The organism is Streptomyces sp. NPDC059874, from assembly GCF_042731135.1.
Classification (GTDB): Bacteria; Actinomycetota; Actinomycetes; order Streptomycetales; family Streptomycetaceae; genus Streptomyces.
In genome coordinates, this window is the sequence record NZ_JBHWJY010000116.1 from 1 (window position 1) to 21,675 (window position 21,675).

15 protein-coding genes are annotated in these 21,675 nt (G+C 71.7%); 6 read left to right on the top strand and 9 right to left on the bottom strand.

The window, feature by feature from the left end; all coding sequences use genetic code 11:
* Positions 1-136: 136 nt before the first annotated feature.
* Positions 137-2,725, bottom strand: a complete 2,589-nt coding sequence (pepN, locus tag ACFV9H_RS38165; protein ID WP_385407968.1) for an aminopeptidase N — start codon at positions 2,723-2,725, stop codon at positions 137-139.
* Positions 2,726-2,864: 139 nt separating this feature from the next.
* On the opposite strand from pepN (ACFV9H_RS38165), the gene ACFV9H_RS38170 reads away from it, so the two are divergent.
* Complete coding sequence (locus ACFV9H_RS38170) at positions 2,865-3,386, top strand: DUF1203 domain-containing protein (RefSeq protein ID WP_385407970.1); 522 nt, start codon at positions 2,865-2,867, stop codon at positions 3,384-3,386.
* An 84-nt stretch (positions 3,387-3,470) separates the two neighbouring features.
* On the opposite strand, the gene ACFV9H_RS38175 is transcribed toward ACFV9H_RS38170, so the two are convergent.
* Positions 3,471-4,502 (bottom strand): aspartate-semialdehyde dehydrogenase, encoded by a 1,032-nt coding sequence (locus ACFV9H_RS38175; RefSeq protein WP_385407972.1) that lies wholly within the window; start codon positions 4,500-4,502, stop codon positions 3,471-3,473.
* A 128-nt stretch (positions 4,503-4,630) separates the two neighbouring features.
* Positions 4,631-6,115, bottom strand: coding sequence for a TerD family protein (locus tag ACFV9H_RS38180; RefSeq protein ID WP_385407974.1), 1,485 nt, complete (start codon positions 6,113-6,115; stop codon positions 4,631-4,633).
* Positions 6,116-6,286: 171 nt separating this feature from the next.
* On the opposite strand from ACFV9H_RS38180, the gene ACFV9H_RS38185 reads away from it, so the two are divergent.
* The gene (locus ACFV9H_RS38185) at positions 6,287-7,774 is read left to right on the top strand and encodes a M28 family metallopeptidase (RefSeq protein ID WP_385407976.1); all 1,488 of its coding nucleotides are present in this window, start codon (positions 6,287-6,289) and stop codon (positions 7,772-7,774) included.
* Positions 7,775-7,841: 67 nt separating this feature from the next.
* On the opposite strand, the gene ACFV9H_RS38190 is transcribed toward ACFV9H_RS38185, so the two are convergent.
* Positions 7,842-11,165, bottom strand: a complete 3,324-nt coding sequence (locus ACFV9H_RS38190; protein WP_385407979.1) for a S8 family serine peptidase — start codon at positions 11,163-11,165, stop codon at positions 7,842-7,844.
* 273 nt (positions 11,166-11,438) lie between these two features.
* On the bottom strand, positions 11,439-11,999 hold the full coding sequence (locus tag ACFV9H_RS38195; protein WP_385407981.1) for a CGNR zinc finger domain-containing protein: 561 nt from the start codon (positions 11,997-11,999) through the stop codon (positions 11,439-11,441).
* Positions 12,000-12,122: 123 nt separating this feature from the next.
* Here ACFV9H_RS38195 and ACFV9H_RS38200 point away from each other — a divergent pair, with 123 nt between their 5' ends.
* Both ACFV9H_RS38200 and ACFV9H_RS38205 read left to right on the top strand, forming a co-directional pair.
* On the top strand, positions 12,123-12,581 hold the full coding sequence (locus ACFV9H_RS38200; RefSeq protein WP_385407984.1) for a VOC family protein: 459 nt from the start codon (positions 12,123-12,125) through the stop codon (positions 12,579-12,581).
* Positions 12,582-12,595: 14 nt separating this feature from the next.
* A complete protein-coding gene (locus tag ACFV9H_RS38205) occupies positions 12,596-13,483 on the top strand; it encodes a pyridoxamine 5'-phosphate oxidase family protein (RefSeq protein WP_385407986.1) in 888 nt (295 codons plus the stop codon).
* Here ACFV9H_RS38205 and ACFV9H_RS38210 read toward each other — a convergent pair.
* Both ACFV9H_RS38210 and pepN (ACFV9H_RS38215) read right to left on the bottom strand, forming a co-directional pair.
* Complete coding sequence (locus ACFV9H_RS38210; protein ID WP_385407989.1) at positions 13,459-14,421, bottom strand: hypothetical protein; 963 nt, start codon at positions 14,419-14,421, stop codon at positions 13,459-13,461. The genes ACFV9H_RS38205 and ACFV9H_RS38210 overlap by 25 nt on opposite strands.
* Positions 14,422-14,909: 488 nt before the next feature.
* The gene (gene pepN / locus ACFV9H_RS38215; RefSeq protein ID WP_385407992.1) at positions 14,910-17,465 is read right to left on the bottom strand and encodes an aminopeptidase N; all 2,556 of its coding nucleotides are present in this window, start codon (positions 17,463-17,465) and stop codon (positions 14,910-14,912) included.
* A gap of 136 nt (positions 17,466-17,601) precedes the next feature.
* Here pepN (ACFV9H_RS38215) and ACFV9H_RS38220 point away from each other — a divergent pair, with 136 nt between their 5' ends.
* Complete coding sequence (locus ACFV9H_RS38220) at positions 17,602-18,249, top strand: DsbA family protein (RefSeq protein ID WP_385407995.1); 648 nt, start codon at positions 17,602-17,604, stop codon at positions 18,247-18,249.
* A gap of 206 nt (positions 18,250-18,455) precedes the next feature.
* Here the strand turns inward: ACFV9H_RS38220 and ACFV9H_RS38225 are convergent, their stop codons facing one another.
* Positions 18,456-19,112 (bottom strand): superoxide dismutase, encoded by a 657-nt coding sequence (locus tag ACFV9H_RS38225; protein ID WP_385407998.1) that lies wholly within the window; start codon positions 19,110-19,112, stop codon positions 18,456-18,458.
* Between the two features lie 209 nt (positions 19,113-19,321).
* Complete coding sequence (locus ACFV9H_RS38230) at positions 19,322-20,728, bottom strand: amino acid permease (RefSeq protein ID WP_385408000.1); 1,407 nt, start codon at positions 20,726-20,728, stop codon at positions 19,322-19,324.
* Between the two features lie 309 nt (positions 20,729-21,037).
* On the opposite strand from ACFV9H_RS38230, the gene ACFV9H_RS38235 reads away from it, so the two are divergent.
* A complete protein-coding gene (locus ACFV9H_RS38235; RefSeq protein WP_385408003.1) occupies positions 21,038-21,622 on the top strand; it encodes a biotin transporter BioY in 585 nt (194 codons plus the stop codon).
* Positions 21,623-21,675: the final 53 nt, after the last annotated feature.

The window sequence follows — 21,675 nt, forward strand, 5'->3', positions numbered from 1 at the left end:
GGGCTGGAATGCCCGGAGGGCAAATCCAGCCCCGCCGGCGTTTGAGGCGCGGGGCCTGGGGCGGAGCCCCAGCAGCGGCGCCGCACCCGCGGGACGACCCCGCGCCCCGCGGGTGCGGGCAGAGCCCGGGAGCCCGTTAGGCCCGAGCGCCGGCGGCAGCGGCAGCGGCGTCGGCCGCCTGGGCCTTCAGCGCGCGCTCGACGCCCGCGCGGGACTCCGACACCAGCCGGCGCAGGGCCGCGTTCGGCTCGGCCGAGGCCAGCCAGGCGTCCGTCGCGGCCAGCGTGGCCTCCGAGACCTGGAGCGACGGGTACAGGCCCACCGCGATCTGCTGGGCGATCTCGTGGCTCCGGGTCTCCCAGACCTCCTTGAGCGCCGCGAAGTACTTCGCGGTGTACGGGGCCAGCAGCTCGCGCTGGTCGGTCTGCACGAAGCCGCCGATCACCGCCTCCTGGACCGCGTTCGGCAGGTCCGCGGATTCCACCACCGACGCCCACGCGGCGGCCTTGGCCTCGGCCGTCGGACGCGCGGCCCGGGCCGTCGCCGCGTGCCGCTCGCCGGCCGCGGTCGCGTCCCGCTCCAGCTCCGCCGCGATGGCCGCCTCGTCGGCGATCCCCGTGGCGGCCAGCCGCTCCAGGAACGTCCAGCGCAGCTCGGTGTCGACGGCCAGGCCCTCGATCACGGCCGAGCCGTCCAGCAGCGCCGACAGGTAGGTCAGCTGACCCTCGGTTCGGGCCGTGGCCGCGAAGGCACGCGCCCACGCCAGCTGGTGGTCTCCGGCCGGCTCCGCCGCACGCAGGTGCTCCAACGTGGCCTCGGTCCAGGCCGCCAGACCCTCCTCGCGCCACGCCGGGTCGGCGTACAGGTCGATGGCCAGCTTCACCTGGCGGTGCAGGGACTGGACCACGCCGATGTCCGACTCCTTGCCGATGCCGGACAGCACCAGCGCGAGGTAGTCACGGGTGGCGAGCTCGCCGTCGCGGGTCATGTCCCACGCCGAGGCCCAGCACAGCGCGCGCGGCAGGGACTCGGTGAAGTCGCCCAGGTGCGCGGTCACGTTGGCGAGGGAGACCTCGTCCAGGCGGACCTTCGCGTACGACAGGTCGTCGTCGTTCAGCAGCACGACGCTCGGTCGGGCGCGGCCGGCCAGCTCCGGGACCGCCGTCAGCTCGCCGTCGATGTCCAGCTCGACCCGGTCCGTACGGACCAGCCTGCCGTCCTGCAGCTCGTAGAAGCCGACCGCGATCCGGTGCGGGCGCAGTACCGCCTCGCCCTTGGCGCCCGCCGGCAGCGCCGGGGCCTCCTGGCGGATCGCGAAGGAGGTGATGGAACCGTTCTCGTCGGTCTCGATCTCCGGACGCAGGACGTTGATGCCGGCCGTCTCCAGCCACGCCTTCGACCAGGCGGTCAGGTCGCGGCCCGAGGTCTCCTCCAGGGCGCCCAGCAGGTCGGACAGCCGGGTGTTGCCGAAGGCGTGCGCCTTGAAGTAGGCCTGCACGCCCTTGAAGAAGGCGTCCATGCCGACGTAGGCGACGAGCTGCTTGAGCACCGAGGCGCCCTTGGCGTACGTGATGCCGTCGAAGTTGACCATGACGTCGTCGAGGTCACGGATGTCCGCCATGATCGGGTGCGTGGACGGCAGCTGGTCCTGCCGGTACGCCCAGGTCTTCATGGAGTTGGCGAAGGTGGTCCACGCGTGCGGCCACTTCGAGTCCGGGTGGTAGGCCTGGCAGGCGACCTCGGCGAACGTCGCGAACGACTCGTTCAGCCACAGGTCGTTCCACCACTCCATGGTCACGAGGTCGCCGAACCACATGTGCGCCAGTTCGTGCAGGATCGTCGCGGCGCGCATCTCGTACGCGGCGTCCGTCACCTTCGAGCGGAAGACGTACTGGTCGCGGAGGGTGACCGCGCCCGCGTTCTCCATGGCGCCCGCGTTGAACTCCGGGACGAAGAGCTGGTCGTACTTGGCGAACGGGTAGTCGTACGCGAACTTCTCCTGGAACCACTCGAAGCCCTGCCGCGTCACGGCGAAGATCGCGTCCGCGTCGAGGAACTCGGCGAGCGAGGGGCGGCAGTAGATGCCGAGCGGCACGGACTGCCCGTCCGGGCCCTCGTAGGAGCTGTGCACCGCGTGGTACGGGCCGACGATCAGGGCCGTGATGTACGAGGAGATGCGCGGGGTCGGCTCGAAGGTCCAGACCCGGTCCTTGGGCTCGGGGGTCGGCGAGTTGGAGATGACCGTCCAGCCCTCGGGGGCCGTCACGGTGAACTGGAAGGTCGCCTTCAGGTCGGGCTGCTCGAAGCTGGCGAAGACCCGCCGCGCGTCCGGCACCTCGAACTGGGTGTACAGGTAGGCCTGCTGGTCGACCGGGTCGACGAAGCGGTGGAGGCCCTCGCCGGTGTTGGTGTAGGCGCAGTCCGCGACGACGCGGAGCTCGTTGGCGCCGGCCGCGAGGTGCTTCAGGGCGATGCGCGAGTCCCGGAAGACCGCGGCCACGTCCAGCGACTTGCCGTTCAGCACGACCTCGTGCACGGCCGGGGCGACCAGGTCGATGAAGGTCTCGGCCCCGGCCTCGGCCGACTGGAAGCGCACGGTGGTCACGGACGGGTACGTGCCGCCCTCCTGTGCGCCGCTGAGATCGAGTTCGATCTCGTAGGAGTCGACGGTGAGCAGCTTGGCCCGCTGCTGGGCCTCTTCACGGGTGAGATTCGTGCCTGGCACGCGTTCATCTCCTTTGATGGTGACGTTGCCCCGCCATCCTTCCATGGGGCGCGGGTCACCGCGCCGGAGTAATCCACGGGCGAACGCGAGGTCGGATTCCTGCCGGACTTCGGCGGGCGCCCGCGCCACGCTGGCGGGCATGACCATCAGGTACTGGGCGAGGCCCATCGAGGAGACGGCGCTCAAGGAGCTCCGGGTACGGGACGACGCGGGGCGGGAGTGCGTCCCGTACCGGGACGACGAGGGCGGGGCGCCGCTGCGCTGCTGCCTGCGGGCGAGCGGGGCGGGGGAGCGGATCGCGCTGGTCTCGTACGCGCCGCTGCGCCGCTGGGCGGCCGGGACCGGCACCGATCCCGGTGCCTACGACGAGCAGGGACCGGTCTTCATCCACGCCGAGCCGTGCGGGGGGCCCGGGGAGGGCGGCGGATACCCCCTCGCCCGCCCGGGCGTGCAGCGCACCGCCCGGCGGTACGACGCCCGCGGGCACATCCTCGGCGGGCGGGTCCTCGACCTCGGGGAAGATCCCGACGGGGTGGTCGAGCGGGCCCTCGACGAGGCCTTCGCCGAGCCCGGGGTGGCCCTCGTACACGTCCGCGCCGCCGAGTTCGGCTGCTTCCTCTTCGAGGTGCGCAGGCCCGATTTCAGCCCCGCCGGCGTTTGAGGAGTGCTGGGCGATCCCGACAGGGGGAAGGGGGCGGGCGCCGTACGGCACCCGCCCCCTTCGTGACTGCTCGCGCCCGCCGGGTCAGCCCTGGCGCAGCTCCTCGGCCACGAGCTCCGCGATCTGGACCGCGTTCAGCGCGGCGCCCTTGCGGAGATTGTCGTTCGACAGGAACAGGGCGAGGCCGTTGTCCACCGTCTCGTCGGTGCGGATGCGGCCCACGTACGAGGCGTCCTTGCCGGCGGCCTGGAGGGGGGTCGGGATCTCCGACAGCTCGACGCCGGGGGCGTCCTTCAGCAGCTCGTAGGCGCGCTCGACGCTGATCGGGCGGTCGAAGCGGGCGTTGATCTGGAGGGAGTGGCCGGAGAAGACCGGCACGCGCACGCACGTGCCGGAGACCTTGAGCTCCGGGATCTCCAGGATCTTGCGGGACTCGTTGCGGAGCTTCTGCTCCTCGTCGGTCTCGAAGGACCCGTCGTCCACGATCGAGCCGGCCAGCGGCAGCACGTTGAAGGCGATGGAGCGCTTGTAGACGCCCGGCTCGGGGAACTCGACGGCCTCGCCGTCGTGGACCAGCTTGGTCGCCTCGGAAGCCACGGCCTTGACCTGGCCGTCGAGCTCGGCGACGCCCGCCAGGCCCGAGCCGGAGACGGCCTGGTAGGTGGTGGCGATCAGGGCGTTGAGCCCCGCCTCCTCGTGCAGCGGGCGCAGCACCGGCATCGCGGCCATCGTGGTGCAGTTCGGGTTCGCGATGATGCCCTTGGGGCGGTTCTTGATCGCGTGCGGGTTGACCTCGGAGACCACGAGCGGGACCTCGGGGTCCTTGCGCCAGGCGGAAGAGTTGTCGATCACGACGGCGCCCTGCGAGGCGACCTTCTCGGCGAGGGCCTTGGAGGTGGCGCCACCGGCCGAGAAGAGCACGATGTCCAGACCGGAGTAGTCGGCCGTGGAGGCGTCCTCGATGGTGATCTCCCGGCCCTCCCACTCGATCGTCGAGCCGGCCGACCGGGCCGAGGCGAACAGGCGCAGCTCGTCCACCGGGAACTTCCGCTCGGCGAGGATGCCGCGCATGACTCCGCCGACCTGTCCGGTGGCTCCGACGATTCCGACCCTCACGGTGACTCCTTCAGCTACGTACGACGCGGGCGCGCGTGAAGCCATCATGCGTTCGACCCCACGAGCCTTGTCCAATCCATTGTCCGCAGTACGGACGATCTGTGCGCGGATCGGGTCCGCGGGGCCGCTCAGTCGCGGATCCGAAGGCTCCACTTGCCCTGGGCGCGGACGGAGAGCAGCCCGGGCGGAACGGCGTACACCCCGGGTTCGACGCACAGACGCTCGGCGGGAAGCAGGTGCTCGTCGAGGGCGAACAGCGGAGTGATCGCCCTGTCGTGCCCCACCTCCACCTTCGCCCCCAGCCCGCGCACCAGGACCACGGCCTGGCCCCGGCCGGACAGTTTCCGCTCCAGGACCGGCGCCGCGTGCAGGGGCAGCACCTCCAGCTTCCACGGGACGGTGTCGGGGGCCTCGACCGTCACGTGGACGCGGCCCTCGGGGCCCACGGCCAGCGGGCCGGTCACCGGGTGGCGGTGGTTCGGGTGCGCGATGAGGTGAGACCCGCCGTCCGCCTGGATGGTGAACACCTCCATCGAGGTGTTCTTGACGCGCCCGCGCTCGACCCTGAGCAGGGCGGGCGGGCCGTCGTACCGCAGGACGGTGGTGCCCCGGCCCGAGAGGCCCGTCACGAGGGCCCGTGCCGTCTCGGCCGGGCGCAGCCGCAGGCGCCAGCGGCAGTTCGCGTCGATGCGCAGCCGGAACTCGCGGCCGCCCATGCCGAACGCGAGCAGTTGCCCGCGCAGGCCGTGGCTGCCTCGGTGGAACACCAGGAGCGGCTCGTCCCGCGCGTCGACCCGGTCCGCGGTGAGCCAGGTGTGGGAGTCCGTCGGGCCGAGCGCCTCGTACTCCAGGATCGCCGGGTGGCCGGGCTCCGGGTTCACCACGGTGACCTCCCCGTTGCCGTCCCCCTCGTGCACCACGTCGGCCCAGGGCAGGCCGTCGGGTCGCCCGGGTTCCTGCCGGGGCGCGGGGAGCGGCTCCGCGGCGGCCGGGGCCGGTGCCCGCGCGGCGACCGGCGGGGGCGTGGGTGCCGCGTCGACCTTGTCGACCTCGGTCACCGCGGGACCGGCCGGCGGAGCGGCCGGGAGCGCCTCGGGCCGGATGCCGAAGTCGGCGGCGAGGGCGGCCGGTCCGCCGGTGTAGCCCTGGCCCACCGCGCGCAGCCGCCAGGCCCCGTCCCGGCGGTAGCACTCGCCGAGCACCAGCGCGGTGTCCATGGTCGCGTCCGTCGCCTCGTACCGGACCGCCGGCGTACCGGCGCCGTTCGCCACCTCCAGGCACAGCCCGTCGACCGCGCCGAACGGCCCGCCCGCGGCCAGGACGGCGATCAGGATCCGCTGGACGGACGGCTCCACATCGTCCGGGTCCACCTCCAGCCGCTGGACGAGCCGTTCCCCCTCCGCCGCCCCGCCCAGGTGCCGCACCGCGCCCGACGGGTGCCCGGGGCCGCCCGCGACGACCACGTCGGCGTCACCGCGGACCTGGCCGACGGCGTCCAGCAGGACCGCCACGGCCGTCACCGCAGGCGCTCCGGGCCGGGTGGTGCGCGCCACGGTGACGCGGAACGGGCCGCTGCTCAAAGGGGTGTTGGCCCCCTTTTCGATGATCGTCATACCGGCATCCTGTCACCACGGGATCCGGAACATGGCGGGGTGTGACAAACGTGTGGCGGCTGCGTTGCGCGGCCGACGACTGTCCGGAATGTCCCGGGCGCGGCGTCTACGGTCCGGACAGTCGCGTCCGATATTCGGACGTCGTCGTACCGAACACGGGGAGGAACCACCATGTCCGACCACCGGAGCCGGCACCGCCGGTCCATACCGGCGCTCGCCGCCCTCGCGGCGGCCGCCGTCGCAGCACCCCTGCTGCTGGCCGCCGCCCCGCCCGCCGCCGCCCACCCGCGCGAGGGCAGGCTCGCCAAGGAGCTGGTGGAGGAGGTCACCGCCCGTGGCGCCCACCGGCACCTGGAGAAGTTCCAGCAGATCGCCGATGCCAACGGAGGCAACCGGGCCGCCGGTACGCCCGGTCACGCGGCCTCCGCCGCCTACGTCCACGACACGCTGAAGAAGGCCGGGTACGAGGTCTCGTACCAGGACTTCGACATCTACGAGGCGCACACGAAGACGGAGCGGACCACCGTCCTCGGCGGCGCCGACGGCACGCGGCAGCGGGAGCTCGCCACCGCCGCCTTCACCTTCACCAAGTCCACCCCGGCCGGCGGCCTGACCGCGCCCCTCGCCCTGGCCCGGGTCGACGAGACCCCCGGCTGCACGGCCGACGACTACCCGGCCGGCGCCTTCACCGGGAAGATCGCCCTGGTCAAGCGAGGCTCCTGCACCTTCGTGGAGAAGCAGAAGGCGGCCGCCGCGGCCGGCGCGCTCGGCGTCATCGTCTACAACCACAGTGGCACCACCCCGGTGCGCGGCGGCTTCTCCTCGCCGGCCGAGGGAATCATCCCCAGCGCCGGCATCACCCTCGCCGACGGCGAGGCGCTGACCGCGGCCGCCGCCGCGGGGGAGGTGAAGGTGCGCCTGGACCTGGACCAGGAGCACGTGAAGAAGACCACCCGCAACGTCATCGCCGAGACCAGGGGCGGCCGCGCCGACCGCGTGGTCACCGTCGGCGCCCACCTGGACTCCGTCCCCGAGGGCCCGGGCATCAACGACAACGGCTCCGGCTCGGCCGCCCTGCTGGAGGTCGCGCTCAAGCTGGCGAAGGAGACGCACGGCAAGCCCGCCAACAAGGTGCGCTTCGCCTGGTGGTCGGCGGAGGAGCTGGGCCTGCTGGGCTCCGAGCACTACGTGGCGCAGCTGTCCGAGCGGCAGAAGAAGGACATCGCCCTCTACCTGAACTTCGACATGATCGCCTCGCCGAACCCGGTGCAGTTCGTCTACGACGGCGACGACTCCGACCGTACGGGCGAGGGCGCGGGCCCGGCCGGCTCGGAGCGCATCGAGGCGCTGATCAACGGCTTCCTGGACAAGAAGGGCAAGCCGCACGAGGGCAGCGACTTCGACGGCCGTTCCGACTACGGCCCCTTCATCGCCAACGGCATCCCGGCCGGCGGCACCTTCACCGGCGCCGAGGGCGTCAAGACCGTCGAGCAGGCAGCACGGTACGGCGGCACGGCGGGCGCCCCGTACGACCCGAACTACCACGGGGCGGGCGACACCCTGAAGAACCTGGACCTGAGGGTCTTCGACACCAACCTGGACGTGATCGCGCACGCGGTCGGCACCTACGCCGAGTCCCTGCGGTCGCTGGGCAGGTAGGGAGCACGGCGGAAAGCCCGAAGGGCCGGTGCTCCGCGGAGCACCGGCCCTTCGGTTCCTCTCCGTACTACGGAAGGACCTTCTCGATCTGCACGCTGCCGGTGCCGGCGGCGGTGCCGCGGGCGTTGAGCAGCTGGACCTGGCCGAAGAACTGCCGGCCCTCGGGGGCCGCGGCGTTGACCAGGACGTTCGCCGAGATCGCCGTGGAGGCGCCGTTGGCGAGGTTGACCGCGGCGGCCTCGTCGACCTGGACGGAGCCCAGGGCGGCCGAGAAGTACACGTCGCGGTAGTCGTACGTGGTGGAGCCGGACGGGACCGCGTAGCCGAACACCTTGATGGTGTAGGTGCCCGCGGCCGGGTTCGCCAGGCTCACGGACTCCTCGGAGTCGCCGTCGGCGGAGGAGCCGACCTTGACGCCGTCCTTGTACACGTCGAGGTCGAGGTCGGCGGCGGTGTCGGACACCTTGCCGATCGCGATGTCGAGGCGGGAGACGCCCTCGCCGATCGTGACCTCGGTGGTGTGGGTCTCACCGTTGGCGATGGTCGGCTTGGCGACCTTCGCGGAGCCGAGCGGGCCGCCCTGGAGCTTGCCGCCCGAGATGGCCGCACCGTCGTTCTTTACGGTCCACTGGACCGGCGCCGGGGTGCCCTGCTTGACCTCGGGCAGGACCTTGACCGCGGGGTCGAAGGCCGCGCCGAGCACGGAGACGTCCAGCTTGAACGGGTTGTCGAGGAGCGGCGACGTACGGCGCGACTCGACCTCGATCTCCCAGACGCCCGGCTGCGGGTCGGCGTACGACCGCAGGTCGGGGCGGCACTTGTTCGCCGGGTTGTCGTAGTTCGGGTAGCACTGGGTGGTCGCGCTGTCCTCGACGCCCACACCGTACGGGTGGATCGAGATGAAGCGCGTCTGGCTGCCCGCCGCGAGACCGCCGAGGGCGACCTCAAGGGTCTTCGCGCCCTGCGGCACGGTGACGAAGTACGACTTGTGGCTGTTGCGCTGCACGGACGAGGTGTCCGAGAACGCGAACGACGGCGCGGCGAGCGGGGTGGCGGCCACGACGGTCGTCAGGATCTGCTTGTCGATGCCCTCGGTGGTCTCGTCGTCCAGCTGCAGGATGCCGCTGTGGACGCCGCCCGACTTGGCGTTGGCCTCGACCTTGATGGTGACGGGCTTGTTCAGCGGCAGGGTGACGTAGTCGTACCCGCCGAGGATCTTGAACGTGCCGTCGTTGTTGCGCCAGCTCAGGTTGTGCCGGGTGCCGTACTTGACGCCCGTGGTGCGGGTGACGACGACGTTGTAGACCTTCTTCTGGCCGACCTTCAGGCCGCCCTCGCGGTCGTAGACGCCGGTGCCGAAGCCCGGGGTCTTCAGGAACTGGTCGATCGCGGTGTCGACCGGCGCCTTCACGGTGAAGTCGTTGGCCTTCGCGTCGCGCTGGATGGACTCCCACGCGCCGGGGACGTTGATCAGACCGGAGCCCTGGGCGTGCGCCGGGACGTCGTCGATCTTCTTCGCGGTGCTGGTGAGCGCCACGCGCAGGCTCGCCGGGGTCAGCTTGATGTTCTGCTGCTTGGCGGCCGAGATCAGCAGGGCGCTGGCGCCCGCGGCCTGCGGCGAGGACATCGAGGTGCCCTGGAGCATGCCGTAACCGGCCGGGAGGGTGTAGCCGGCCTCCTTCACCGGGGCGCCGGGCAGCCAGGTCTGGATCGTGTTGATCGAGGCGCCGGGGGCGGTGATGGTCGGCGTGAACCCGCCGTCCTCACGCGGACCGCGCGAGGAGAAGGGGAACATGTTGTACTTCTTGGCCACGCCGGAGCCGTAGTTGGCGGCCCAGGTCTCCTTGGAGACCGCGGCGCCCACGGAGATGACCTTGTCCGCGAGACCGGGGTCGCCGATGGTGTTGATACCGGGGCCCTCGTTGCCCGCCGAGATGACGAGCTGGACACCGTAGGTGTCGATGAGGTTCTTGTAGAGCTCCGAACGGGCGTTGTTGCCGTCGTTCAGCGCCGGCAGGCCGCCGATGGACATGTTGACGATGTCCACGCCACGGTTGACGACGAGGTCGATCATGCCCTCGGTCAGCGCGATGTTGGTGCAGCCGCCGGACCAGGTGCAGGCGCGCGAGGAGACGAGCTTGGCGCCGGGCGCCTCGCCGTTCATCTTGCCGCCGAAGAGGCTGTTGGCGGCGGTGATGCCGGCGACGTGCGTGCCGTGCTCGGACTCGATGATGCCGATGTTGACGAAGTCGGCCTTCTTGCCGACCCAGTCCCCGCCGAGCGGGTCCATCGGGACGTCCTTGCGGATCTCGATCACGAACGGGATGCGCTCGGCGACGTCGGTCGCCGGGTTGTCCGTGCCGAACCAGCCGATCTGGTAGCCGTCCTTGTACGGCTTCATCGGCTCGTTGTTCGTGAAGTCGTTGTCCTGGTCGGTGTCGACGCGGACGGTGCCGGCGGCGACGTCGTAGAGCATGCCGAACCGGTCGGTGGTGTCCCCGTCCCGGTTGACGTCGCCCTTCATGTCGCCGTTGGCGGTGATCGACTCCGAGAAGCGGCTCCACTGGAAGCTGCCCTCGGGGGCCTTCCAGCTCGCGCCGCCCGCGGTGAAGCTGCCCGCGGCGGTGGTGACCGGGGTGATCTGGGCGCGCCAGGTGGCGTCGCCGTCGGCGATCGGGTCGGTCGCGGTGACCCAGTCGACGATCTTGCGCTCGCCGGTGGTGGTCTTCTGGAGGGCCGGGTGGCCGAGGTCGACGCCCGAGTCCATGATGCCGATGGTCACGCCGCGGCCGTCGGCCTGCGGGTTCTTCGCGACGAAGTCGACCGCGCCGGTCTCGAAGGACGGGTTGTACGGGTTCTTCGCCGGGGTGTTCTTGTCCGGCGCCGGGTACGACTCCGCGGCGGTCCGCTTGACCGAGCCCGACTCGCCCTTGGTGTCGGGGCGCGGGTCCGGCAGCTGGATCTCGTGCCGCAGGTCGATGCCGTGCACCGAGGACAGCTTGGCGGCCGCCTTCAGCGCGGCCTCCGCCGCGGCCGTGGGCAGGGTGGCGCGCACGTAACCGAGCTTGTCGTACGTCTGGCCCACCGAGGCGCCCGGGACGGCGTCGAGCTGGTCCGCCACCTGCTTGGTCTGGCCGGGGGCGGTCGCGACCATGACGGTGACGTTCGCGTCACCCTTGGTCTTGGCCTCCTGAAGGAGTTCGGCGTCGGCCGAACCGAGCTTCTGGTCAGCGGACTTGACGGCCGGGTTGGACCCCGGGGCGTCGGCCGCGTTCGCCGCGAAGACGGGCGCCGAGCCGGTGGCCGCGAGGGCGGCCACCAGACCGGCCGCGGCCGCTACGCGCGCGACGCGTCTGGCCCCGGGTATGGAGCTGGGGGATTCGAGGGTCATCAGCATCCCTGGTAAGTGAAAGATACGGTCCGGATTTCGGTGCCGGATGACCGGTCAGCTTTGCGCAAACGACAGCTGTTTGGGGAGAGTTGTCATTGACCGATACCCGCCATGGCGGACACTCGCCACTGCGGTGTATGCGCCAGCGGGGCCTTACCGGGACAGAGCGGGTTGAACCGCAGGGGTCGCGGAGCTGATTTGTAGATTTGGCGACCACACGACAGCACCGGGACGCGCTCGCGGCCCGGTGCGGGTGTGACAGTTTCGGATCGTTCAGCGCTCGCGCGTGCGCGCGTAGTGGCGGGAGGCCTTCGCCCGATTTCCGCAGGCGGCCATCGAGCACCAGCGTCGGGTGCCGTTGCGCGAGATGTCGTGGAAGTGCAGGACGCACGTCTCGGAGGCGCACTTGCGGATCCGATCGGGCGCGGTGCTCAGCAGCTCCAGGTAGTTCCGTGCGGCCGTCCAGGCCGGACCCCAGCTCGGATCGTCGAACTCGGCGCGCTCGCCCGGCCCTTCGGTCGTCAGGGTGGCGCGGATGCGGCCGTGCTCCAGCACGGCGTCGACCAGGGCGCGGGCGCTCTCGTCGGCCGGGTCCGCCACCGCGCGGGCCAGCGCCTCGCGGGCCGTCATCAGGTGGACGAGGGTCGAGGCGTCGGCGCGGAAGTCGCCGGCCAGTCCGGTGGACTCCAGCCAGACCGCGAGCCCCTGCACCCGGGTCAGACCCGCGGCCCCGGCGAAGAGGTCGAGCGGTTCGCCGTCCATGACCCAGCGGGTGTTGAGCAGGTCGAGGGCGACCGGCTCCCCGGTCAGGGGTCGTGGGTCCGCCACCGTCATGTCCGCCTCCTCGCGCCGCTAACCCCTCAAGAGTACGTGAGCGGTTGACGCCCATCGCCCTAACCGTTAATCTCGATTTAGAAGGTTAGAAAGTCACGAAGTCCTCTGGGGAAGGAACCCGTCATGACGACTGCCGTCAGCAAGCTCCGCACCGGTCACGTGGGCCTGAACGTCACCGATCTGGAACGCTCGATCGGCTTCTACCGCGACAGCCTGGGCTTCGGCGTCCTCGCCGAGGGCAAGGAGGAAGGGCGCCGCTTCGCGCTCCTCGGGCAGGGCGGCGAGCTCGTGCTCGCCCTCTGGGAGCAGGCCGAGGGCCCCTTCGCCCCGGCCGCGGCCGGACTGCACCACCTGGCGCTCGCCGCCGGCGGCATCGACGAGGTGCGGGCGTACGAGGCGCGGCTGCGCGACCTCGGGGTCGAGTTCGCCTACGAGGGCGTCGTCGCCCACGGCGAAGGCGCCGCATCCGGCGGCATCTTCTTCCACGACCCGGACGGGATCCGCCTCGAGATCTCCGTCCCGACCGGCGCCGAAGGTTCCCCGGCCCCCGTAGCGGGGGCCCCCACCTGCGGCTTCTTCTAATGACGGAGGTTCTCATGTCCGGGGCCTACCACTGGGGCTCGCTGGCCGTGCAGGAACGGGTCGGGGTGCGCGAGCTCGCCGAGCACGTCGGCCGCTCGATCGGCACGGGCATCCGGGAGGTCGCCGCGGCCTTCCTGGAGCAGCAGCCCCACCTGGTCGTCGGCGCCGCCGACGACGTGGGACGGCTGTGGGCCTCCCTGCTCACCGGCGCGCCCGGTTTCGTACGGGCCACCGGGCCGGACCGGATCACGGTCGCCGGGGGGCTAGCGGCGGACGATCCGCTCGCCGGGGCGCTGGCCACGGCCGGGACGAGGGTCGGCACCATCGCGCTCGACCCGCGCACCCGGCGCCGGATGCGGCTGAACGGGACGCTCGAGGTGACCGGTCGCGGGTTCGCGGTCCGGGCCGAGCAGGTCTTCGCCAACTGCCCGAAGTACCTGCAGAAGCGGCAGCCGCTGGACCTGGCCGCCGAAGGACCCGGTGTCGTGCGGCGCGGGGACGCGCTCACCCCCGACCAGGCCCGGGCCGTCTGCACCGCCGACACCTTCTTCGTGGCCACCACGGCGGAGGCGGACGGGGTCGACGCCAGTCACCGCGGCGGGCTGCCCGGCTTCGTCGAGGTCCTCTCGCCGACCGAGCTGACCTGGCCGGACTACGCGGGCAACGCCATGTTCCTGACCCTGGGGAACCTCACGGCCGACCCGCGGGCCGGGCTGCTCTTCCCGGACTGGGAGACGGGGGCCGTACTCCAGCTCAGCGGCCGGGCCACCACCGAGTTCGGACCCGACGGGAGCCGGGACGTCCGCTTCCGCGTGGAGTCGGTGGTGGAGGCCGTCCATCCGGGACGGCTGCGCTGGAGCACCCCGGAGTACTCGCCTCACCTGGGCAGGACCACGAGGTAGGCGGCGGGCTCGCGGTCGCCGGACGCCGTCAGGGCGGTCCGGACGACCGCGGCCTGCTGCTCGGGCCAGTCGCGGAGCTTGCGCGGGGTGATGTGGATGACGGTCACCCCGAGCCGCTCCAGCGTCTCGCGCTTGCGCACGCACTCGGACCACTCCTCGTCCTCGCCCTGGCGCGGGGCGCGGGTGTCGATCTCCACGGCCACGGAGTGCTCGGGCCAGAAGGCGTCGACCCCGCCGAGGTGGGGGCCGCCCGGCAGGCGCAGGTCCACGTTCCAGACCGGCTCGGGAAGCTCGTAGCCGCGTACGAGGTGGTACAGCCGGTCCTCGGCGATGGCGCGGCCCTCCGCGAGGAGGGACTCGACCGCGTCGACCACGTGCGGGCGGTTCAGCAGCCGGGCCACCGTCAGCTCCCGTACGACGGCGGCCGGTTCGCAGTGCCCGGCGCGGACGGCCTCGCTGAGCAGCCGGCGTACCGTGCCGGCGTCGTCGAGCTGGGCGACCGCGTCGGCGACGGCCCGCGCGACCGGAGCCACCGGCAGGCCGGTCACCTCCTGGGACCGGGGCGGGGTGTGCGCGCGCACGATCCGTACGTCCCCGGTGGAGCGCAGGCGCCGGGTGCCGGGCACGAGCACGTCGATGTGGGAGAGGGCGAGCAGGGCGGGGGCGGAGGTGAACCGGTACAGGGCGAGCGCCGCCAGCCCGGTGATCATGGCCTCGCCGTGCCCGCGCCGGCCGGCGTACAGCAGGGCGGCGTGCAGCCGCTCCTCGCTGGTCGCGGGCCCGGAGTGGAGCAGGAACACCCCCGGCAGGATCTGCTGCCAGGGCCGCTCGGCGGCGTCGGAGGCGGTGACGCCGTGCTCGCGCAGCTGGGCGAGGGTGAGCACGCGGGGGCGGCTGCCGGTGAGGTGGGCGAGGGGGAGGGGTGCGTTGTGGTTCATGACGCGGTGATTCCCTCAGGCCATGGCCTTGCTAACCGGTGTTACACGCTCGTCGACAAACCCGGACAAGCCGGGGCTAAAGTACGGGCGTTCGACGGCCGATAGCCCCGGCGCTGTCCAGCCCCCACCTGCGGCGCCGCCGCTGGGCTCCGCGGGCCGTCCGCCCCCGCCCGGCTGCGGCGCCGCTCCGGGGGCTCCGCCCCGAACCCCGCGCCTCAAACGCCGGCAGGGCTGGAATTGCCCTGCGGGCGGGCGGGCGGGCGGCAGCAGCCAAAACCAGCCCCGCCGGCGTTTGAGGCGCGGGCGCGGAGCGCCGTGTTCGGAGCGATACGTGACGGCTCAGCGCCGGCAAAGTCCAGCCCCGCCGGCGATTGAGGCGCGGGGGTGCGGGGGCGGAGCCCCCGGAGCGGCGCCGCAGGTGGCATGGCAAGCCCCGTCGGCGATTGAGGCGCGGGGGAGCCGGGGCGGAGCCCCGACCCCCCGCGGGGTCAGCCGGCGGCGGCGTCGCAGCGCTGCGCGCGCAGGGCGCGGGACAGGTCGTCCCGGGACTCCAGCACCAGGCGGCGCAGAGCGGGGGCCGCGTCCGGGTGCGAGGCGAGCCAGGCGTCCGTCGCCGCGACCGTGGACTCCGAGTCCTGGAGCGCCGGGTACAGCCCCTTCACCACGTCCATGCCGATCTGGATCGACCGCTCCGACCACACCCGCTCCAGCACGGCGAAGTACGGCTCCGCGTAAGCCGCCAGCAGCTCCCGCTGCGAAGACTGCTGCATGCCCGCGATCGTCGCCTCCACCAGCGCGTTCGACAGCGCGTCCGACTCGACCACCGCCACCCACGCCTGGTCCTTCACCGCCGCCGACGGCCGCGCCGCCAGGCACCGCACCTGGTGCCGCTTGCCCGACGCCGTGTCGTCCCGCGCGAGCTCCGCGGTCAGTGCGGCCTCGTCCACCGCCCCGTGCGCGGCCAGCGGCAGCAGGAAGTCCCAGCGCAGCTCCTGGTCCACCTCCAGCCCGTCGATCCGGGCGGAGCCGTCGAGCAGCCCCAGCAGCAGCTGGAAGTCGCCTTCGGTCGCCGCGCTCGCCGCGAAGAAGCGCGCCCAGGTCAGCTGGTGCTCCGACCCCGGCTCGGCCAGCCGCAGTTCGTGCAGCGCGCCCGCCGCGAGCTCCCGGCCGCCCTGCTCGCGCCAGTCGGGGGCCGCGTAGTGGGTGACCGCGGTCAGCGCCTGCGCGTGCAGCATCTGCAGCACGCCGACGTCCGTCTCACGGCCCGCGTGGGCCAGTACCAGCGAGAGGAAGTCACGCGCCGGCATCAGGCCGTCCCGCGTCAGGTTCCACAGCGCCGACCAGCTCAGTGCGCGCGCCAGCGGATCGGTCAGGTCGCCCAAGTGCCCCCGCAGGGTGGCCAGTGAGCCCTCGTCGAAGCGGATCTTGCAGTAGGTGAGGTCCTCGTCGTTGACCAGGACCAGGTCCGGCCGCTCCCGGCCCGCCAGCTCCGCGACGACCGTCCGCGGGCCCGCCACGTCCACCCCGGCCCGCGCGTAGCGGACGAGGTTGCCGTCGGACTCCAGCCGGTACAGGCCGACCGCGACCCGGTGTGGGCGCAGCTCGGCGCCCTCCTGGAGCACCGCCAGCTCCGTAACCCGCCCGCCCGCGTCGTACGTCAGCACGGGGGTCAGCGCGTTCACGCCCGCCGTCTGCAGCCAGGCCCGCGACCATTCGGCCATGTCCCGGCCGGAGACCTCGGCGAGCACCGACAGCAGGTCGTCCAAGGTGGTGTTCCCGTACGCGTTCGCCTTGAAGTAGCGCCGCGCGCCCTCCAGGAACGCGTCCCGGCCCACGTACGCCACGAGCTGCTTCAGCACCGCCGCGCCCTTGGCGTACGTGATCCCGTCGAAGTTCAGCTTCGCGTCCTCCAGGTCACGGATGTCGGCCGTGATCGGGTGCGTGGACGGCAGCTGGTCGGCGCGGTAGGCCCACGCCTTGCGGCTGTTGGCGAAGGTGACCCACGCCTGGTCGAAGCGGGTGGCCTCCACCAGCCCGAAGGAGCCCATGAAGTCCGCGAAGGACTCCTTCAGCCACAGGTCGTCCCACCACTTCATGGTGACGAGGTCGCCGAACCACATGTGCGCCATCTCGTGCAGGATGACGTTCGCGCGCCGCTCGTAGGAGGCCTGTGTGACCTTCCCGCGGAAGATGTACTCCTCGCGGAAGGTCACCATCCCCGGGTTCTCCATCGCGCCCAGGTTGTACTCCGGGACGAAGGCCTGGTCGTACTTCCCGAACGGGTACGGGTAGTCGAAGATCTCGTGGAAGAGGTCGAAGCCCTGCTTGGTGACGAGGAAGACGTCGTCCGCGTCGAAGTGCTTCGCGAGCCCCTTGCGGCACATCGCGCCCAGCGGGATCGTCAGGTCCCCGCGCGTGTAGGAGTCCGTCACGTAGTGGTAGGGACCGGCGACGACGCAGGTGATGTACGTGGAGATCGGCTGGGTCTCGGCGAACCGCCAGACGCCTCCCTCGCGCGACTCCTCCGCGCCGTTGCTCCACACCTGCCAGCCCTCGGGCGCGGTCACCTCGAAGCGGTAGGGCGCCTTCAGGTCCGGCTGCTCGAAGTTGGCGTACACCCGCCGGGCGTCCGCCGGCTCGTACTGGGTGTAGAGGTAGACCTCGCCGTCCTCGGGGTCCACGAAGCGGTGCAGGCCCTCACCGGTGCGGCTGTACGCGCAGTTCGCGTCGACGATCAGGACGTTCTCGGAGGCCAGGCCGTCCACGGCGATCCGCGCGCCGTCGAACACGGCGGCGACGTCCAGTGCCCGCCCGTTCAGGGTCACGGAGTTCACCGAGGGGGCGATCAGGTCCACGAAGGTGGACGTGCCGGAGGTCGCGGCCCGGAAGCGGATCGTCGTCACCGAACGGAAGGTGCGGGGCCCCTCGGCGGGCTCGGCCTCCTCCACCGCCGACCGGACGTCGAGGACGACCTCGTACCCCTCGACGGACAGCAGCTCGGCCCGTCCACGGGCCTCCTCGCGGGACAGGTTCTCTCCGGGCACGTGCACTCCTTCGTGCGTGATCGCGTTCGACGTGACGAATCCTCGCACGGGGGGAATGGGCCCGACTCCGTCTTGGTTGGCGAGACAGAACGTCAGCCAGTGATGCCCTTTTCAAGACGGAGACCCAAGGAGAGACATGACCGACACCCAGGTGCGCGAGAAGACCCCGGTCGACTTCTGGTTCGACCCGCTCTGCCCCTGGGCCTGGATGACCTCCCGGTGGATGCTGGAGGTCGAGAAGGTCCGTGACGTCGAGGTCCGTTGGCACGTGATGAGCCTCGCCGTGCTGAACGAGAACCGCCTCGACGAGCTGCCCGAGAGGTACCGCGAGCTGCTCGGTCCCAAGGGCTGGGCCCCGGTGCGCGTGGTGATAGCGGCCCAGCAGAAGCACGGCGACGAGGTCACCGGCAAGCTGTACACCGCACTCGGCACCAAGATCCACAATGAGGACAAGGGCGCGACCCGCGAGGTCATCGCCGAGGCGCTGGCCGAGGTCGGCCTGCCGGCCGAGCTGCTCGCGTACGCCGATTCCGACGAGTACGACGAGGTGCTGCGCGCCTCCCACAACGACGGCATCGACCGGGTCGGCCAGGAGGTCGGCACCCCGGTGATCTCGGTGCCCGGCGCCGAGGGCGACGAAGTGGCCTTCTTCGGCCCGGTCGTCACCCCGACCCCGCGCGGCGAGGCCGCCGCCCGACTGTGGGACGGCACGCTGCTGGTCGCCTCCACGCCCGGCTTCTACGAGATCAAGCGCACCCGCACCGAAGGCCCCCGCTTCGACTGACGATCCCCGTGGCGACGGGGAGCAAGACATCAAACGCACGCATCCCCTGACCGATGGGGAGCACGCCTGGCCGACGAGCCGGCCTGGATCGGGTCACGCACAGAAGGCCCCCGTGAGTCACGTCCTCACGGGGGCCTTCCGCTGGAAACACCCGCACGCGAAGGCTGAGAAGACGATCACGAGGCGGGCGGTCTACGGGGTGCCGGCTAGCCCTTCACGGGGATCAGCAGCGGGGTGTTGGCCTTGGCGTCGGTGTAGCGCCTGGCCACGTCCTGCCAGTTGACGACGTTCCACATCGCCTCGATGAAGTCCACCTTCTGGTTCTTGTACTGCAGGTAGAAGGCGTGCTCCCAGGCGTCGAAGACCAGGATCGGGGTGCTGGCCACGCCCACGTTGCCCTGGTGGTCGTAGACCTGCTCGACGACCAGGCGGCCGCTGACGGGCTCGTACGCGAGCACGCCCCAGCCGGAGCCCTGGGTGGCGGAGGAGGCGAAGGTCAGCTGCTTCTTGAACTTCGCGAAGGAGCCGAAGGACTCGGTGATCGCGTCGGCCAGGTCGCCCAGGCCGTCTGCCGCGGTGGGCTCGCCGCCGCCCTCACCGGTCTTCGGGCTGGCCATGTTGTGCCAGTAGATGCTGTGCAGGATGTGGCCGGAGAGGTGGAAGGCCAGGTTCTTCTCCAGGCCGTTCAGCGCGCCCCAGTTCTCCTTGTCGCGCGCCTCCGCCAGCTGCTCCAGCGTGTTGTTGGCGCCCGCGACGTAGGCCGCGTGGTGCTTGTCGTGGTGCAGCTCGATGATCTGCGGATTGATCACCGGCTCGAGCGCCGCGTAGTCGTACGGAAGCTCGGGAAGCGTGTAGATGGCCATGCGTGTTGTCCGGTCCCCTCGGCGTGCCAATCACTAATTGCAACTCGTGCGCAATTGCACGCTAGCACCATCTATTCCATCGTTCGAGTAAGGGTCGCCTCTCTTGTGAACACCTCCGGAACGCCGAAGACCGGGCCCATGCGATCGCATGGGCCCGGTCTCTGACGTGCCGTTCGGGGTGGGGCCTTACGCCGCCGCGCGCCGCCCGCTCAGGACCGGCGGTCCCGCAGCTCCCGGACCCAGGCCACCACCAGCACCACCGAGGCGGCGCCCGCCGACCACAGCAGCTGCGGCCGTGCCGAGTCGTCGAACAGCATCAGCACCAGCACCGCGCCCATGCCGAGCAGCGCGAACCAGGTCGCGTACGGGAACAGCCACATCGGCAGGGTCAGCCGCTCCGGCATGTCCCGCTCGATCCGGCGGCGCAGCTTCAGCTGCGAGACCGCGATCAGCGCCCACACGAACAGCAGCACCGCGCCGACCGCGTTGAGCATGTAGAGGAAGATCGTGTCCGGCCACAGCAGGTTCAGCACCACCGACACGAAACCGAAGGCCGCCGACGCGCACACCGCGACGCGCGGCACCCCGCCGCCCGAGACCTTCAGCAGCGACTTCGGCGCCTCGCCCCGCTCGGCGAGCGAGAACACGATGCGCGAGGAGCCGTACAGGTTCGCGTTCAGTGCCGACAGCAGCGCCACGAACACCACGATCTCCATGATCGTGCCGGCCTTCGGGATGCCGATGGAGTCGAGGACCGCGACGTACGGGCTCTGGCCCGGCTTCAGCGAGTCCCAGGGCAGCAGCGCCACGATGACCAGCATCGAGCCGACGTAGAAGAAGAGGATGCGCCACACCGCGCTGCGCACCGCGCGGGCCACGGACCGGGCCGGGTCGTCGGACTCGGCGGCCGCGATCGTGACGACCTCCAGGCCGCCGAAGGCGAAGACCACGGCGAGCATGCCCGCGACGACCCCGCCGATACCGGCCGGGAAGAAGCCGCCGTGGCCGGTGAGGTTGGCGAGACCGACGGGTTCGGTGTCCGGGAGCAGGCCGAAGATCGCGAGGGTGCCCAGGACCAGGAACAGCACGATCGCGCCGACCTTGAGCGCCGCGAACCAGAACTCGAACTCGCCGAAGTTCCGTACGGCCGCCAGGTTGGCCACGGTGAAGACCAGCATGAAGATCAGCACCCAGACCCACTGGTCGACCGAGGGCACCCAGCGGTTCGCGATGTCCGCCGCGCCGGTGGCCTCCACCGCCAGCACCACGACCAGCAGGAACCAGTACAGCCAGCCCGCCGAGAAACCGGCCCAGCGCCCCAGCGCCCGCTCCGCGTACACCGAGAACGAGCCCGACGCGGGCATCGCCGCCGACATCTCGCCCAGCGCCCGCATCACCAGCATCGCGAGGACGCCCGCGAGCAGGTACGAGCAGATGATCGCGGGACCGGCGATGCCGATGCCGGCCCCGGAGCCCACGAAGAGCCCGGCGCCGATCACGCCGCCGAGGCCCAGCATCGTCAGATGGCGCTGCTTGAGGCTGTGGCTGAGGGGTTCCGGGGGCAGCTCGGAGGTCGGGGGAGGGGGTGGGGGGACTTCGGACAGGCGCTCGCGCATGAGGGGTGCTCGTACTCTCGTTGGGCCCGGCGGCGGGAGGCTCCGCTGCAGGATTGGCGGGATCCGGATTGGCGGGATCCCACAGTCTTCCCGAGCGGCAGCGTCCCGCGCAAAACGGACGTGCTGACAGATCTTCCCAGTGACGCGTATCACGCCGGATCGGGTGCGGTCCGCGATCTTTGTGCGATCCCCACGAAACCGGCCAGTAGGGCTTTGTGTCCGCCGGCGGTGGGGCCGCGCCCGGCCGCGGACTAGCGTCGGTGATCGTCCGGCCCTGTACCCCTCACCCCTCACCCCTCGGAGCCAACGATGAGCACCGCTTCCGTCTCCTTCCGGCCCGGCGCCGTCCTCGCCGACCTGCTGCCCGCGAGCCGCGTCCGCGACATCGCGCTCGTCGTCGGCGGGGCCGCGCTCACCGGGCTGGCCGCGCAGATCGCGGTGCCCGTCCCCGGTTCCCCGGTCCCGGTCACCGGCCAGACCTTCGCGGCCCTGCTCGTGGGCACCGCCTTCGGCGCCCGCCGGGGCTTCCTGTCCCTCGCCCTGTACGCCCTCGTCGGCATGGCCGGTGTGCCGTGGTTCGCCGGCGGCGCCTCCGGGGCGGGCGGCGCCTCCTTCGGCTACGTGCTCGGCATGCTGCTGGCCGCCACGCTCGTCGGCGCCCTCGCACGGCGCGGCGCCGACCGCTCGGTCCTGCGTACGGCGGGCACGATGGTGCTCGGCTCCGCCGTGATCTACGCGGTGGGCGTGCCGTACCTGATGGCCGCCACCGGCATGTCCCTGAGCGCCGCCGTCGCGGCGGGCCTGACCCCGTTCCTGATCGGCGACGCGCTCAAGGCCGCCCTCGCGATGGGCGCCCTGCCGGCCGCCTGGAAGCTGGCGGGCCGCCGCGGCTGAGCCGGCCGCGCGGTCCCCGAAACGTGCCGGAGCCCGGCCCGCCTGTGAGGCGG

Bases quoted from the DNA above. Each gene is read 5' to 3' on its own strand.
- ACFV9H_RS38180 (WP_385407974.1), bottom strand. From the start codon at position 6,115: ATGACGATCATCGAAAAGGGGGCCAACACCCCTTTGAGCAGCGGCCCG.
- ACFV9H_RS38235 (WP_385408003.1), top strand. From the start codon at position 21,038: ATGAGCACCGCTTCCGTCTCCTTCCGGCCCGGCGCCGTCCTCGCCGAC.
- ACFV9H_RS38225 (WP_385407998.1), bottom strand. From the start codon at position 19,112: ATGGCCATCTACACGCTTCCCGAGCTTCCGTACGACTACGCGGCGCTC.
- ACFV9H_RS38195 (WP_385407981.1), bottom strand. From the start codon at position 11,999: ATGACGGTGGCGGACCCACGACCCCTGACCGGGGAGCCGGTCGCCCTC.
- ACFV9H_RS38210 (WP_385407989.1), bottom strand. From the start codon at position 14,421: ATGAACCACAACGCACCCCTCCCCCTCGCCCACCTCACCGGCAGCCGC.
- ACFV9H_RS38200 (WP_385407984.1), top strand. From the start codon at position 12,123: ATGACGACTGCCGTCAGCAAGCTCCGCACCGGTCACGTGGGCCTGAAC.
- ACFV9H_RS38205 (WP_385407986.1), top strand. From the start codon at position 12,596: ATGTCCGGGGCCTACCACTGGGGCTCGCTGGCCGTGCAGGAACGGGTC.
- ACFV9H_RS38190 (WP_385407979.1), bottom strand. From the start codon at position 11,165: ATGACCCTCGAATCCCCCAGCTCCATACCCGGGGCCAGACGCGTCGCG.
- ACFV9H_RS38230 (WP_385408000.1), bottom strand. From the start codon at position 20,728: ATGCGCGAGCGCCTGTCCGAAGTCCCCCCACCCCCTCCCCCGACCTCC.
- ACFV9H_RS38220 (WP_385407995.1), top strand. From the start codon at position 17,602: ATGACCGACACCCAGGTGCGCGAGAAGACCCCGGTCGACTTCTGGTTC.
- ACFV9H_RS38170 (WP_385407970.1), top strand. From the start codon at position 2,865: ATGACCATCAGGTACTGGGCGAGGCCCATCGAGGAGACGGCGCTCAAG.
- ACFV9H_RS38185 (WP_385407976.1), top strand. From the start codon at position 6,287: ATGTCCGACCACCGGAGCCGGCACCGCCGGTCCATACCGGCGCTCGCC.